Origin of the sequence: Massilia cellulosiltytica, from assembly GCF_047325105.1 — a bacterium.
In the GTDB taxonomy this organism is placed as follows: domain Bacteria; phylum Pseudomonadota; class Gammaproteobacteria; order Burkholderiales; family Burkholderiaceae_D; genus Telluria; species Telluria orientalis.
On record NZ_CP168562.1, the window covers coordinates 2584028 to 2598408 of the forward strand.

Genomic DNA, 14381 nt, shown 5'->3' on the forward strand with positions numbered 1-14381 from the left:
CCGCTCCGGTGCCGGTGGGTTCAGGCCTTGGTGGAAACGCGCGCCTTGGCGGCGGGCCGGCCGGCGATCTCGATCGGCACTTCGACCGGGACCGTGGCCGGGCGGGCCGGGCGGCGCATCACCCGCAGCACGAACAGCGCGAGGAACAGGGTGCCCAGCGCGAACACGATGTCGCCCGGCACGCGCAGCCACACCATGTTCTCCATGAACGGGGAGTGGATGACTTCCGGCGAGCGCGCGAACCACATGCCCTTCGAGATGCTGGCCCAGGCCTGGTAGATGCCGGCCGGGACGAGCGCCATGAACACCATCATCGCGAGGCCGATGTTCAGCAGCCAGAACATCGGCTTGAGGAGGGCGTCCGACCAGGCCAGGCGGTCCGTCAGGCCGCGCAGGCAGAACAGCATCAGGCCCACGCCCAGCATGCCGTACACGCCGAACAGGGCGGCGTGGCCGTGGGCGGCCGTCATGTTCAGGCCCTGCATGTAGTACAGCGCGATCGGGGTGTTGATCGAGAAGCCCAGCAGGCCCGCGCCCACCGTGTTCCAGAAGCCGACGGCGATGAAGCACAGGATCGCCCAGCGGTAGCTCGCCACCCACGGCGCGGCCTTCATGCGCTGGTAGTTGCGGTAGGCTTCGATGCCGATCATCGACAGCGGCACGACTTCGAGAGCCGAGAACATGGCGCCGATCGCGATCACGGCCGTCGGGGTGCCGGTGAAATACAGATGGTGCAGGGTGCCGAGGATGCCGCCGAACAGGAACACGATGGTCTCCAGCACGATGGCGGCGTTGGCGCTGGCCGCGCGGATCAGGCCCAGGCGGGTGAACAGCAGGGCGATGACGGCCGTGGCGAACACTTCGAAGAAGCCTTCGACCCACAGGTGCACGAGCCACCACCTCCAGTACTCGACCATGGCGTAGTGCGTATGCTGGCCCCAGGTCAGCGACGTGGCGTAGAAGCCGCCGATGCACACGGCCGCGAGGAACACCATGGCGATCAGGCCGCGGCTTTCCGACGGCTTGCGCAGCGCGGGCCACAGCCCGCGGCCCAGCAGGAAGGCCCAGAACAGCAGGCCGACGAACAGCAGGTATTGCCACACGCGGCCCATGCTGGTGAATTCCAGGCCCTGGTTGCCGAGCCAGAAGCTGAAGTCGACGCCGCGGTGCTGCAGCGTGCCGAGCCAGCCGCACGCGGTCGAACCGGCGACGATGAACAGCAGCGCGTAGAACAGCACGTTCACACCCAGCGCCTGGAATTTCGGCTCATGGCCGGAGATGGCGGGCGCGATGTACAGGCCTGTCGCGAGCCACGCGGTGGCGATCCACAGCACGGCGAACTGGGTGTGGATCGTGCGGCTGATCGTGAACGGCAGGATGTCGCCGAGCGGGAAGCCGAAGAAGCTGTGGCCTTCGACGGAATAGTGCGCGGTGATCACGCCCATGCCCACCTGGGCGAGGATCAGCGCGACGACGACGGCGAAGTATTTGCGCGTGGCCTTCATCGACGGGGTGGCCTTCAGCTTGAACAGCGGGTCGTCCTTGGGCGGCTTCGGATCGGCTTCTTCCGGCTGCGCGGCGTGGAAGAACACCATGCCGGCGATGGCGCCGATCATGACGATGATGCTGGCCACCGACCAGATGCCGGTGCCGGCCGTCGGGGTGTTGCCGACGAGGGGCTCGTGCGGCCAGTTGCTCGTGTACGACAGCGCGGTTTCGCCCGGACGGTCGGTGGCGGCCGCCCAGGACGACCAGAAGAAGAAGCCGGTCAGCGCGGTGCGGTCGTCCGCGGCGGGCAGGGAGCCGGCGCTCATCGCGTACTGCTCGCGCAGCTTGTCGAGCTTGGTATCGGTGCCGAACAGGCCCGCGTAATGGCTGGCGACGGCCGCGATGGCGGCGATGCGCTCGGCGCTCAAGGTCAGGGTGCCGGTGGCGGCGTCGTACGTGTTGCGGCGCAGGGCGTCCTTGACCAGGGCGTCGATGCCGCCCCGTGCGGCCGCATCCAGCTGCGCGTATGGCTTGCCGTGGCCGCGCTTCGCGAGTTCGTCCTGCAGGGCGACGGCTTCGCGGTGCAGCCAGTCGGCCGACCAGTCGGGGGCGACGTAGCTGCCGTGGCCCCATACGGTGCCCAGCTGTTGCCCGCCGGCGGCGAGCCAGGCCTGCTGGCCCCGGGTGATCTGGTCGCCCGTCCAGATGACGTGGCCTTGTTGGTCGAGGACTTGTGCGGGGATCGGCGGGGCCTTCAGGTAGATCTCCCGGCCCACGAACAGGAGCGTGCCGAAGGAGAGTACGCAGATGATCGCCAGCCAGGTCCATAGTCTGCGTGTAGCGTGCATGGCTTGTGTTCCTTCACTGTGGTTGATCGGTGGCGCAGCGGGGCGCCTGGACCGCATTGTGCGGCGAAACACCGTAATAGTTGCATCGCAAATGCAGCTTTATTTGAAATGCTTGACCCAGTTTAGGAAAGCGCGCAGGACACGCCCATCGGCACGGCGGACTAGTCACTTTGGCCGATTGTCCGGCGCCCCGGCGGCTCATAACATGCAGTGGAGATACCACTTTAAAAAGGAGGCCGCCATGGCCCTCATGACCATCGAAGAAGCCCGGCCGGCGCCCGCACCCGGCCGCGGCGCGCCGCTGTTCGCCCTCGGCTTTCGCCCGTTCTACCTGCTGGCCGCCGCGTTCGGCGCCCTCGCCGTGCCGCTGTGGATCGCGGCGCAGGCGGGCGTGCGCCTGCCCGTGCGCATCGACATGTTGTGGCACATGCACGAGATGGTGTTCGGCTTCGCGCTGGCCGTCGTCGTCGGCTTCCTGTACACGGCCGGCTACGCCTGGACGAAGCTGTGGACCCCGCGCGGCAAGGTCCTTGCCGCCATCGCCGCCGTATGGGTGGCGGGGCGGATCGCGATGGTGGCCGCGCCGCCCGTCGTCGGTGCCCTGGTGGACGCCGCGTTCCTGCCGGTCGCCGCGTGGCCGCTGTTCCGCGTGCTGAAGCAGGCGGGGAACATGCGCAACATGTTCCTCGTCGGCCTGCTCGCGCTGCTCACCCTGGCGAACGTGTGCTACCACGCGGCCGCGCTGGGCTGGATCCACGCCGATCCCCTGGCGCCCGTGCACGCCGCGATCCTCCTGATCGTCGTGATCGAGATCGTGATCGGCGGCCGCGTGATCCCCATGTTCACCCGCAACGGCGCGCCGGGCAGCCAGCCCGTGCAGGATGCGCGCCGCGACAAATGGGCGCTGGTGCTGACCGTGCTGGCGGGCCTGGCGTGGATCATCGGCCTGCCGGCGCCCGCGACGGCCAGCCTCGCGCTGTTCGCCGCCGTCGGCCAGGCCGTGCGCCTGCTCGGCTGGCAGCCGTGGCGCACGTGGCGCAACCCGCTGTTGTGGATCCTGCACGTGTCGTACTTCTGGATCCCGTTCGGCTTCCTGCTGCTGGCGCTGTCCCAGTATGGCGTCGTCACGGGGAGCGCCGCGCTGCACGTGCTGACGGTCGGCGCGCTCGCCGGCCTGATCATGGGCATGATCACCCGCACGGCGCTGGGCCACACGGGCCGTCCCTTGAAAGCCGGCCGCAGCGAGACCGCGATGTTCGTGCTGGTGCAGGCGGCCGTCGTGCTGCGCTTCGCCGCCGGCGTCGTGCCGGCCTGGCGCGACATCGGCCTGGTGCTCGCCACCGCGTGCTGGAGCGCCGCCTTCCTCGCCTACCTGGCGGTCTATATGCCTTACCTGACGGCCGCCCGCATCGACGGCCGCGAAGGCTGAACCGGAGTGACCATGCATCCCACCATCGAATTCGACGCCGACCTGATCGCGCGCATGACCCAGCGCGGTCCGCGCTACACGTCGTACCCCACCGCGGACCGGTTTACCCCGGCGTTCGGCGCCGGCGAGTTTGCCGCCGCCGCGCGGCCGGGCAAGCCGCTGTCGCTGTACGTGCACATCCCGTTCTGCGAATCGCTGTGCTACTACTGCGCGTGCAACAAGATCATCACGCACGACCGCGGCAAGGCGGTGAAGTACCTGGGCTACCTGCTGCGCGAGATCGACATGCAGGCCGCGCTGTTCGCGGACGGCGCCGTCGTCGAGCAGCTGCATTTCGGCGGCGGCACGCCGACTTACCTGAGCGACGCCCAGATGGGCGACCTGCTGGGCCATTTGCGCAGCCGCTACACGTTCGCGTCCGACGACGCGGGCGAGTTCTCGATCGAGATCGACCCGCGCACCGTGGACGCCGCCCGCATCCGCACGTTGCGCAGGCAGGGCTTCAATCGTTTGTCGCTGGGCGTGCAGGACTTCGACGAGGACGTGCAGCGCGCCGTCAACCGCATCCAGCCGGAAGCGCTGACGCGCGCCGCCATCGCCGCCGCGCGCGAGGCCGGCTTCCGCTCCATCAGCATCGACCTGATCTACGGCCTGCCGCTGCAGAACGTGACGACGATGGCGGCCACGCTCGACAAGGTCGTCGCCGCGGCGCCGGACCGCATCTCGGTCTACAACTATGCGCACATGCCGCAGCTGTTCAAGTCGCAGAAGCTGATCCGCGACGAGGACCTCCCGGACGGCGCGACGAAGCTGGCGATGCTGGGACTGTGCATCGAGCGGCTCGGCGCGGCGGGTTATGTGTACATCGGCATGGACCATTTCGCAAGGCCGGACGACGAGCTCGCGCGCGCGCAGCGCGACGGCACCCTGCACCGCAATTTCCAGGGCTATTCGACGCACGCGGACATCGACATGGTCGCCTGCGGCGTGTCCGCCATCAGCGCCGTGAACGGCACGTATGCGCAGAACGAGAAGTCGCTCGACCCGTATTACGCGCGCATCGACCGCGGCGAGCTGCCCGTGGCGCGCGGGCTGGCGCTGTCGGGCGACGACCTGTTGCGGCGCGAGGTGATCCAGAAGCTGATGTGCGACTTCGCGCTCGACCTGCGCGACCTCGCGGCACGCTGGGACGTCGACGTCGCCGAGCGCTTCGCGCCCGAGCTGGCGCGGCTGGCCGACCTGGCGCGCGACGGCCTGCTGGCCGTGACGCCGGACCGCATCGACGTCACGCCGAAGGGCCGCCTGCTGGTGCGGAACATCTGCATGGTGTTCGATGATTATTTCGGCAAGCCGGCCGCCGTGCCGTTGCAAAGGATGCGGTATTCGCGTACGGTGTAGCGTTGCCAGGGCATCCAGACTGTATTCGCAGAGACACAGTTTCCGCAAATATGTGAACATTCCGTGCGGCAATGTTCTATATTCTCGACATAAGGCTTGATTCCTCTCAAGCCGATCGAGTTTTGTCAAACTGCCATGAATGCAGCCACCTCACATCTTCCCGCGCCCAGGGCGGCGCCGACGCCGCCTTGCCCTGAGGGCTATGTCGCGCTCGAATGGCTCGAACATGCGCCCGGCTTCGTCGCCTTCCTCGTCGGTCCCGACCTCGTGTTCGCCCATGCGAACGACGCGTACAAACAGCTGGTGGGGCGGGCCGACCTGATCGGCCTGCCGATGGGCGACGCACTGCCGGAAGTCGCGGAGCAGGGCGTCGTGGCACTGTTGAAAGCGGCGCTGACCACCGGCGAACCGGTCGTGCACCGTGCCTGGCCGGTGCAGCTGCCCGGTCCCGGCGGCGCGCTGCAGCAGCGCTACGTCGACTTCGTGGCGCAACCCGTGCCGCACAGCGCGGCGCAGGGCGGCGCCGGCCTGCTGATCCTGGGCAGCGACGTGACGATGGAGACGGTGTCCCAGCGCGACCTGCAATTCAGCCTGACGCACGACATGCTCACGGGCTTGCCGAACCACGCGCTGTTCCGCGACCGCCTCGAACACGCGCTGCGCCGCGCCGCGCGGGCCCAGCGTCCGGTGCAGGTGGCGGCGCTGCAGCTCGACCTGTTCAAGCGGGTCCATGCGCTGGTCGGCCACGAGGGCGGCGAGCGCATGCTGGTCGAGATCGCGCGGCGCATCGAACGCGCCGCCGGGCCGGACGTGACGGTCGCGCGCGACGGTGCCGACAAATTCCTGTTGCTGCTGGAAGGGACGCAGCAGCCGCAGGTGACGGCGCGCATCGACGACATCGTTCGTACCGTCGCGGCGCCGTTCGAACACGCCGAACACAGTGTGTACGTGACCTGCTGCGTGGGCGGTGCCGTGTTCCCCCTGAGCGGCGGGACGGCGGAAGACTTGCTGCTGGCCGCCGACCGCGCCCTCGCGTGCGCGCAGGAAGCGGGCGCCGGCACCCAGCGCTGGGACGAGACGCTGCCCGGCGACGGTGGCCTCGACCGGCTGCGGCTCGGCTTCGCGCTGCGCGAGGCGCTCGCGGGCGACGGCCTGTCGCTGCGCTACCGGCCGCGGGTCGACCTCGTCAGCGGCACGATCTGCGCCGTGGAAGCGTCGGTCTGCCTGGACCACGACGGCGCCGCGGTGCCGGCCGCCACCCTGCTCGGCGTGGCCGAGGAGTGCGGCCTGGGCGGCGCGCTGGCCGATTGGGTGCTGCGCCACGCGGCCGCGCACGCGGCACAGTGGCGCGCGGACGGCCACACGGCGCTGCGCGTGGCCGTCAACCTGTCGGCGCGCCAGTTCTCGATGTGCGACCTGGAGGGGACCATCCTGCCCGCGCTCGCGGCCGCGGGCGTCCCGCCGACCTGCCTCGACCTGGAACTGGCGGAGAACCTGCTGGCGGACGACACCGACCGGCTGGCCGACTGCCTGCACGCCTTGCGCGACAAGGGCATCCGGCTGTGCCTCGACGGCTTCGGCACCGGCGCGTCTAGCCTCGTCAACGTGCAGCGCCTGCCGATCGACGTCCTCAAGATCGACGGCTCCTTCATCGCGCGCGTGCCCGACGGGGACGGCGCGGCGGCGGTCGTGGATGCGATCGTCACGATGGGGCACAGCCTCGGCATGCGCGTCGTCGCCGACGGCGTCGAGCGCGAAGGGCAGTGCGACTTCCTGGCGCGTCATATGTGCGATGCGGTGCAGGGCGATTTCGTCTCCGCGCCGGTGCCGTTCGACGCGCTGACCGCGCTGCTGCAGACGGGCCCCGGCCTGGCGCCGCGCCTGCTGCGCTTCAACCGCACGCAACCCACGCTGCTGCTCGTCGACGACGAGCCGAGCATCGTGTCGTCGCTCAAGCGCCTGCTGCGCGGCGACGGCTACCGCATCCTGACCGCGAACAGCGGCAGCGAAGGCCTGAAGCTGCTGGAAGAACATACCGTCGACCTGATCGTGTCCGACCAGCGCATGCCCGAGATGACCGGCGTCGAGTTCCTGCGCAAGGTGCGCCAGCTGTACCCGGACACGGTGCGTATCGTGCTGTCCGGCTACACCGAGCTGCAGACGGTGACGGACGCGGTGAACGGCGGCGCGATCTACAAATTCCTCACCAAGCCCTGGGACGACGAGCAGCTGCGCAGCCACATCCAGGAAGCGGTCGCATACGGCGCGATGGCCAACGAAAACCGCCTGCTCACGCTGGAAGTGCGCACTGCGAACCAGAAGCTCGCGGCCGTGAACCGCCAGCTCGAATCCGTGCTGGCGCGCCAGCGGAGCGACATCGAACAGGGCGAGATCAGCCTCGACATCGTGCACGAGGCGCTCGACAACGTGCCCGTGCCGGTGCTGGCGAGCGACGATACCGGCACCGTCGTGCTGGCCAACCGCGCGGCCCACGGGCTGTTCGCGACGCAGGGCGCGGTGCTGGGATGCGAGCTGCGCCAGCTGTTCCCCGGCCTGCCCGAGCCGTTGCCCGCCGATGCAAGCTTCGCGTTCGCCCACCGGCTCGGCGAGCGACATGTCCATGCGCGCATGCAGCCGATGGGCAACGGCTCCCAGTCGCGGGGCTGGCTGATCGTGATCGAGGCGGCATGACGACGACCGCGGTGGAACTCACCCAGGTGGTGCAGCGCCTGCGCGACCTGCCGGCGCTGCCGTCCGTCGTGCTCGACCTGATCAGTTCGTTCGGGCGCGAGGACGTCGACGTGACGACGCTGGCGGAAAAGATGTCGCGCGACCAGGCGCTGGCCGCGAAGATCCTGCGCCTGGCGAATTCGTCGTTCTACGGCCTGCCCGCCAGGGTGAAAACGGTCAAGCAGGCGATCGTCGTGCTCGGGTTCGACAGCGCGCGGGCACTGGCCGTGGCGAGCACCGTCATCGACCGCTTCGGCGGCGCCGGCCGGCCCAGGGTCGACGTGGCGCACTTCTGGCGCCATTCGATCGCGACCGCGCTGTGCGCCCGCAGCCTCGCGCGCCAGGCGGGTCTCGACCAGGATGCCACCTTCATCGGCGGCCTGCTGCACGACATCGGCCGGCTCGTGCTGGCGATCAGCTTTCCCGAACAGTACGCCCGGGTGATCGCCGAGTACGACGACACGGGCCTGTCCGCGGTGGAGCTGCGCGTGCTCGGCGTGGACCACGAGCACGCCGGCCAGCTGCTCGCCGAGGCCTGGAAGTTCCCGACCGTGATCCAGCGCGCGATCGGCCGGCACCACGCGCCGGCCGCGGCCGACCTGGCCGACATCCCCGGCGTCGTGCACGTGGCGAACGGGCTGGTGCACGCGCTCGATCCGAACGGGCGCATGGCCGGCGTGGCGGCGGCCAACCTCGGCCTGTTGCCGGAACAAGTGCAGGCCGTGTGCCGCGAGACGGAAGGGCAGTTCGACGAAGCGTGCCGCCTTTTGATGCAAGATTAGCCATGAACGACATTATCGAGAGGGCTGGCGCCATGGAGGCTCAGTCATGAACATGTTTTCCGCCACCGCGCGCCCGGACGCGCCCGCGGCCACGATCCTGTGCGTCGACGACGAGCCGAACATCCTCGCCGCGCTGCGCCGCCTGTTCCGCCGCGAACACTACAAGGTCCTCGTCGCGGGCAGCGCCGCGGCCGGGTGGGCCGTGCTGGAAGAAGAGCACGTCGACATCGTGATCTCCGACATGCAGATGCCGGAAGTGAACGGTACCGAATTCCTCGAACGCGTGCGCCAGCGCTGGCCGGACACGCTGCGCCTGCTGCTGACGGGCCACGCCGACCACGAGGCCACCATCGGCGCGATCAACCGCGGCGAGGTCTATCGCTACATCACGAAGCCGTGGAACGAGGAGGCCATCCTGCTCGTCGTGCGCGACGCGCTGGAACGGCAAGGGCTCCAGCGCGAAAAGCTCCGGCTGGAAGAACTGACGCGCCAGCAGAACGAGCAGCTGCGCGACCTGAACGCGAACCTCGAGCAGCGCGTGCGCGAACGGACGGCGGAATTGTCCGCGGCCCAGAAATCGCTGCAGTCCTCGCACGAACGCCTCAAGAACAACTTCCTCACGCTCATCAAGGTGTTCTCGAGCATGGTCGAGACGCGCGCCGGCGCCGTGCCCGGCCACGGCCGCAAGGTCGCCGACCTGGCGCGCCGCATCGCCTTGCGCATGGGCCTGACGGCCCGCGAGGCGCAGGACATCTTCGTGGCGGGCCTGCTGCACGAAATCGGCAAAACCGGCTTTCCCGACGGCCTGATCGGCATTCCGGAGTCCGTGCTGAAAGGTGACAATCTCGGGCTCTACCGCAAATACCCGCACCTGGGCGAACAGATCCTGATGCCGCTGGAGGAATTGCGCGAGGCCGCGCGCATCATCGGCGCCCACCGCGAGCGCTTCGACGGCGCCGGCTTCCCGGAAGGCATGGCCGGCTTCGACATCCCGCTCGGCGCGCGCATCCTGGCGGTCGCCCACGATTACGAGGCGCTGCAGCGGGGCCTGCTCGCGCAGCGCCGCGCGGATGCGGCGCAGGCGACGGAACTCGTCGCGGAAAGCCGCGGCAAGCGCTACGACCCGGCCGTCGTCGAAGCGTTCTACGATATCCGCACCGGGCGCAGCGTGGCCGAGGTGATCGCGGAAGTCGCGATGGGCACGGCCCAGCTCAAGCCGGGCATGGTGCTCAGCCGCGACCTGTTGTCGCCGGAAGGGGCGCTGCTGCTGTCGGCCGACCACGTCCTGTCCGACCGGATGCTGAAGCAGCTCGCCGAATACGAGCGCCGCTCGTCGATCGAATTACAACTTTTCGTGAAGTCAGGGTCACCCGATGCGCCGCATTCTCATTCTTGACGACGAACCGTCCGTGCTGAGCGCATTGCGGCGCACCCTGCGCGCGGCATTCCCGCCGGACGACGTCGTGATCGAAGCGTTCGACGAGCCGGAGGCGGCCGTGCTCCGTGCCGGCGAACAGGACTTCGACGTCGTCATCTCCGACTACCGCATGCCCGGCCTGAACGGTGCCGACGTGCTCCAGCTCATGAAAGGCCTGCAGCCGGAAGCGGTCCGCATCGTCGTCTCCGCGACGAAGGAAATCCTCGAGGTGGCCGATGCCGTGAACCGCGCCGAAGTGTTCCGCTACCTGGCCAAGCCGTGGCAGCAGGAAGAGCTGGTCGCGACGGTACGCGAGGCGTTCGCCCGCCGCGACCGCCTCGCGCCGCCGCGTCCGGCGCCGGCCGCGGCGGACGGGCATGACGACGCGTTGCGCCGCCTCGAGCGGGACGAGCCGGGGATCACCCGCGTCGACTGGGACGAGGACGGCAATATCCGCCTGTTCTGACGCGGCGTCCTGTCCGGATCGGCGGGAAATGGCGTCCTCACGCCGTAAAATCAGTCATTTTATGTAGATTGAATTGCCATGAGGCAATTTATTTGACACAATCCCGCCCATAACGATATTTACATCGGCACGGGGGCATGTCATGGGTTGGATTTCTCGTTTGATGGGCGGTTCGGACGGCGGCGCCAGCCAGTCCGCGGCGGCGGCCAAGGCCGGCGAGCAGAAACTGGAGCAGGCGCGCGAAGCCGAACGCATCGGCCATGACATCGATGCGGCGTATTACCGCTGGCTGACGGGATCGGCCCGTTTCGATGCGGCGCCGGACGTGGAACAACAGATCCTCGACGAGGTCCGGGCGCTCGCGGCCCGGCCCGGCGATGCGGCCGGGCTCGTGCCGCGCGTCCCCGAAGTGATCCCCCAGCTGCTGGGCAGCCTGGGCGCGGAAGACGTGTCGACCACCGACCTGTCGCGCCTCGTCATGCAGGATCCCGTGCTCGTGGCGGAAGTGATCCGCGAGGCCAACAGCGCGTTCTACCGCCCCATGACGAAGGTCGATACCGTCGAGGCCGCCATCAAGCTGCTGGGGCAGAACGGCCTGCGCATGGTGCTGGCGCGCGTCGCGTTCCGGCCCGTCATCAACATGGAGTCGGACGGCTTCGCGCGCCGCGTCGCGCCGCGCGTGTGGGACCAGTCCGAGCGGTGCGCGCTGGCCGCGAGCCTCATCGCGCCGGGCATCCCCGCCGGCGGCTTCGAAGCGTACCTGGCCGGCCTGATGCAGAGCGTGGGCGTGATCGTCGCGTTCCGCCTGTGCCCGGACCGCGCCGTCCCCGGTTCCACCGAGTTCAGCAGCCAGTTGCTGGCACTGGGACGGCAGCTGTCGGCCGGCATCGCGCGCCACTGGGAATTCCCGGCGGAGGTGACGCTGGCCATCGAACAGGCGGGCGCACCGGACGCGTCCAACCTCGCGCGGGCGCTCGCGCAGGGCGACCGCATCGCCAAACTGCGCCTGCTGATCGACGCCGGCACCGTGGCCGAGGACGATGCCCTCGTCACGGATGGACTCGACAGCTTCCAGCGCCGGTGCCTCGGCAAGCTGGCCCACCTCGAGACCTGATCGCATTACCCACACTCGGCGTGAGGAATGTCAATTTTTAGCAACAATATAACGATAACCTCTGTCGTTTAATTTGCGACAGAATTATCGGATTTGCGGTATTTTAAGATGCGCCTGGGCGATTTATTGCTAGAAATTTCATGAAATCCACAGGTTTGGCCATTCTTCCTGCATGTGGAGCCTGTACATGCGTCCATGCCGGGCACAGGGGCATCGAGACGCCGGGCATCAAGGTCCGTTAGGATCAGTCTCATGCGAAGAATGCCAGCGGCCGCATGGCATCGCATCGACAGGAGATGAGCATGAATCCCTCCGCTTTTGCGCCCGAAGCGGCGTTGCCGTCCCGGCAGCCGGCAGCACTGCAGGTCCTTGAGTTCGATTGCCGCGGGCGGCGCTTCGCCGTGCCGCTGGCGACTGTCCGGCGGGCCGTGCTCAGCGCGCGGCCGGTGCCGCTGCCGGGGGCGTCCGACATCGTGCTCGGCGTGCTCGACGTGGGCGGCGCGACCGTCACCGTCCTCGATTTCGCCCTGCGCGCCACCGGCCGCCCGACGGTCATCACGCCTTCCCAGCAATTCCTCATCGTCGAGATGGACGGGGTCCTGTGCGCGCTCGTGGTGGACGCGATCGTCGGCCCCGGCACGGCGGTGCCGGACAGCGGCTGGCCGGACGCCGCGGGCGCCGCCGATTACGTCGACGGCGTGGTGCGCCTGCCGGACGGCCTGTGCCTCGTGATCGATCCGGCCCGGTTCCTGTTCGAGCACGAACGGGTGCAGCTGACGCAGGCGTTGGGAGCGGTGGGTGAGCGCCATTGACGACATCGTCGTCGCCGACGTGTTCGACCTGGCGGCGCAGCGGGTCGAGGCCGCGACTGGCCTGACGTTCGCGGGCCTGCGCCGCCGCCAGTTCGACGCCGCCCTGGAGCGGATGGCCGGCGCGCTGGGACTGCCGGGCGCCGCGGCGTGCGCGTCGTGGCTGCTGGCCGGGCCGTGGGACGATGCCCTCAGCGCCCTGTGCGCCCGCTTCCTCACCGTCGGCGAAACGTATTTCCTGCGCGAGCCGCGCGCCTTCGACCTCGTGTGCGACCAGGCGCGCGCCCTGCTGGCCCAGGGGACGGTGCGCCCGCTGCGTATCTGGAGCGCCGGCTGCTGCACGGGCGAGGAACCGTATTCGATCGCGCTGGCGCTGCGCCGCGACGTCCCGCAACTGCCGCCCGAACGCGTCGACATCCTCGCCACCGACCTGAACGACGCCTTCCTCGACGTCGCGCGTGCGGGCGTCTACCGGCGCTGGTCGTTCCGCCGCACCGACCCGGCCGACCTGGCCCCATTCATCCGGCCGCTCGGCGACGGCCGCTTCGAAGTCGACGCCGCGCTGCGCGCCCAGGTCCGCTTCGCGCAGCTCAACCTGGCCAGCGGCACGTATCCGTCCGCCATGGACGTCATCGTCTGCCGCAACGTCCTGATGTACTTCGGGCCCGACCAGGCCGCGCGTGTCGTCGCGCGGCTGCGCGCTGCCCTCGTCGACGGCGGCTGGCTCGTCGTGAATGCGAGCGAGGCCTCGACCCGGCTGTTCCAGGGCTTTACCCCTGTGTACCTGGAGGATGCCGTGTTCTTCCGCAAGGACGCGCTGCCCGCGCCGGCGCCGGTGTCGCTGGAGCCGGCGCCGGCCGCGGCCCGGCCGGCGCCGGCGTCGCGTCCCGAACCGTTGCCGGCCGCGGCGCCGACCGCGCCGGTGGCGCCGGACGATGCGGCGATGGCGCGCGTGCACGCGCTCGCCCAGGCGGACGGGCGCGAGGAGGCGCTGCAATGCCTGCGCCGCGCCGTCGAGGCCGAGGCGCTGTCGGCCCCGTTGCAGCAGCGTGCCGCGCTGTTCGCGCTGGAGCAGGGCGATCCGGCCCTCGCGCGCCATTGCGTGCGGCGTCTCCTGTACCTCGAACCGGACAGCGCGTTCGGCCACTACCTGTGGGCGCTGATCGAAGACGCCGCGGGCCGGCGGCCGCGCGCGCGCAGCCTGCTGCGCGACTGCCGCAGGCTGGCGGGCGCCGCCGACGCCGAACTGGGCGGCGCGGCGGGGGCGGGGCTGGAGCGTATGTCATGACGGCCGCCTTCGACTGGGAAGCCTTGTCGCGCCGGCTCGAAGCGGCCGCCGCGGGCCTGGACGCGCTGGACCGCATCGACCCCGGCGCCCGCGAGCGCGTGCTGGCCGCGCGTGCCGCCGCGCTGGCCGCGGCGGGCGCCGCGCCGGAAGCCGTCGCGCCCGCGGGCATCGAGGTGCTGGCCTTCCGCTGCGGCGGCGAGCGCTATGCGTTCGACACGGCCTGGGTCGCGCGCGTGCTGCCGGCGCTGCCGCTGACCGCCTTGCCCGGCGTGCCCGACGTCATTGCCGGCATCACGATGTGGGAAAGCGAGGTGCTGGCCGTCGTCGACCTGCGCGTGCTGCTCGCGCTGCCGCTGACCGAACTGGCCGACCCCGGCGCGCTGATCATCCTGCGCGGCGAGGAGAGCCGGTTCGCCGTGTTGGCCGAGGCGATCGACGGCACCCGGTGCTTTCCGCACGACTGCCTTGGGCACGACCTGCCGATGCTGGCCGACCCGGACGCCAGCTACCTGCTCGGCGTCACCCCCGACCGCACCGCGCTGCTGGACGCGCGGCGCCTGCTTGCCGATTCCACGCTCATCGTGAATACGGACCACCAATAACAAGAGGAGA

Annotated in this window: 11 protein-coding genes; 10 read left to right on the forward strand and 1 reads right to left on the reverse strand. The window is 69.5% G+C overall.

The annotated features are described in order from the left end of the window. Positions 1–20: 20 nt before the first annotated feature. Positions 21–2336 (reverse strand): nitric-oxide reductase large subunit, encoded by a 2316-nt coding sequence (locus ACEN9H_RS11435; RefSeq protein ID WP_413674829.1) that lies wholly within the window; start codon positions 2334–2336, stop codon positions 21–23. A 241-nt stretch (positions 2337–2577) separates the two neighbouring features. Between ACEN9H_RS11435 and ACEN9H_RS11440 the strand changes: the two genes are divergently transcribed. From ACEN9H_RS11440 to ACEN9H_RS11485, 10 genes are all read left to right on the forward strand, one after another. Then, on the forward strand, positions 2578–3765 hold the full coding sequence (locus tag ACEN9H_RS11440) for an NnrS family protein (protein ID WP_413674830.1): 1188 nt from the start codon (positions 2578–2580) through the stop codon (positions 3763–3765). A gap of 12 nt (positions 3766–3777) precedes the next feature. After that, complete coding sequence (hemN, locus tag ACEN9H_RS11445; RefSeq protein WP_413674831.1) at positions 3778–5163, forward strand: oxygen-independent coproporphyrinogen III oxidase; 1386 nt, start codon at positions 3778–3780, stop codon at positions 5161–5163. A gap of 135 nt (positions 5164–5298) precedes the next feature. Then, positions 5299–7854, forward strand: a complete 2556-nt coding sequence (locus ACEN9H_RS11450; protein WP_413674832.1) for an EAL domain-containing protein — start codon at positions 5299–5301, stop codon at positions 7852–7854. Further along, positions 7851–8675 carry an HDOD domain-containing protein gene (locus ACEN9H_RS11455; protein ID WP_413674833.1) on the forward strand — a complete coding sequence of 275 codons (825 nt, stop codon included), beginning with the start codon at positions 7851–7853 and terminating at the stop codon, positions 8673–8675. Before ACEN9H_RS11450 ends, ACEN9H_RS11455 begins: the two co-directional genes overlap by 4 nt. A 46-nt stretch (positions 8676–8721) precedes the next feature. Beyond that, positions 8722–10071, forward strand: coding sequence for an HD domain-containing phosphohydrolase (locus ACEN9H_RS11460; protein WP_413674834.1), 1350 nt, complete (start codon positions 8722–8724; stop codon positions 10069–10071). After that, complete coding sequence (locus ACEN9H_RS11465; RefSeq protein ID WP_056329303.1) at positions 10049–10558, forward strand: response regulator; 510 nt, start codon at positions 10049–10051, stop codon at positions 10556–10558. Before ACEN9H_RS11460 ends, ACEN9H_RS11465 begins: the two co-directional genes overlap by 23 nt. A gap of 142 nt (positions 10559–10700) precedes the next feature. After that, positions 10701–11672, forward strand: a complete 972-nt coding sequence (locus ACEN9H_RS11470; protein ID WP_200948884.1) for an HDOD domain-containing protein — start codon at positions 10701–10703, stop codon at positions 11670–11672. A 302-nt stretch (positions 11673–11974) separates the two neighbouring features. Continuing rightward, positions 11975–12484, forward strand: a complete 510-nt coding sequence (locus ACEN9H_RS11475; protein ID WP_413674835.1) for a chemotaxis protein CheW — start codon at positions 11975–11977, stop codon at positions 12482–12484. Further along, positions 12471–13769 carry a CheR family methyltransferase gene (locus ACEN9H_RS11480; RefSeq protein ID WP_413674836.1) on the forward strand — a complete coding sequence of 433 codons (1299 nt, stop codon included), beginning with the start codon at positions 12471–12473 and terminating at the stop codon, positions 13767–13769. The genes ACEN9H_RS11475 and ACEN9H_RS11480 overlap by 14 nt, the downstream gene beginning before the upstream one ends. Further along, on the forward strand, positions 13766–14371 hold the full coding sequence (locus ACEN9H_RS11485; protein ID WP_413674837.1) for a chemotaxis protein CheW: 606 nt from the start codon (positions 13766–13768) through the stop codon (positions 14369–14371). The genes ACEN9H_RS11480 and ACEN9H_RS11485 overlap by 4 nt, the downstream gene beginning before the upstream one ends. The last annotated feature ends 10 nt before the right edge of the window (positions 14372–14381 follow it).

Excerpts from the sequence above, each read along its gene's own strand:
- ACEN9H_RS11435 (WP_413674829.1), bottom strand. The coding sequence starts at position 2,336 with ATGCACGCTACACGCAGACTATGGACCTGGCTGGCGATCATCTGCGTA.
- ACEN9H_RS11440 (WP_413674830.1), top strand. The coding sequence starts at position 2,578 with ATGGCCCTCATGACCATCGAAGAAGCCCGGCCGGCGCCCGCACCCGGC.
- hemN (WP_413674831.1), top strand. The coding sequence starts at position 3,778 with ATGCATCCCACCATCGAATTCGACGCCGACCTGATCGCGCGCATGACC.
- ACEN9H_RS11450 (WP_413674832.1), top strand. The coding sequence starts at position 5,299 with ATGAATGCAGCCACCTCACATCTTCCCGCGCCCAGGGCGGCGCCGACG.
- ACEN9H_RS11455 (WP_413674833.1), top strand. The coding sequence starts at position 7,851 with ATGACGACGACCGCGGTGGAACTCACCCAGGTGGTGCAGCGCCTGCGC.
- ACEN9H_RS11460 (WP_413674834.1), top strand. The coding sequence starts at position 8,722 with ATGAACATGTTTTCCGCCACCGCGCGCCCGGACGCGCCCGCGGCCACG.
- ACEN9H_RS11465 (WP_056329303.1), top strand. The coding sequence starts at position 10,049 with ATGCGCCGCATTCTCATTCTTGACGACGAACCGTCCGTGCTGAGCGCA.
- ACEN9H_RS11470 (WP_200948884.1), top strand. The coding sequence starts at position 10,701 with ATGGGTTGGATTTCTCGTTTGATGGGCGGTTCGGACGGCGGCGCCAGC.
- ACEN9H_RS11475 (WP_413674835.1), top strand. The coding sequence starts at position 11,975 with ATGAATCCCTCCGCTTTTGCGCCCGAAGCGGCGTTGCCGTCCCGGCAG.
- ACEN9H_RS11485 (WP_413674837.1), top strand. The coding sequence starts at position 13,766 with ATGACGGCCGCCTTCGACTGGGAAGCCTTGTCGCGCCGGCTCGAAGCG.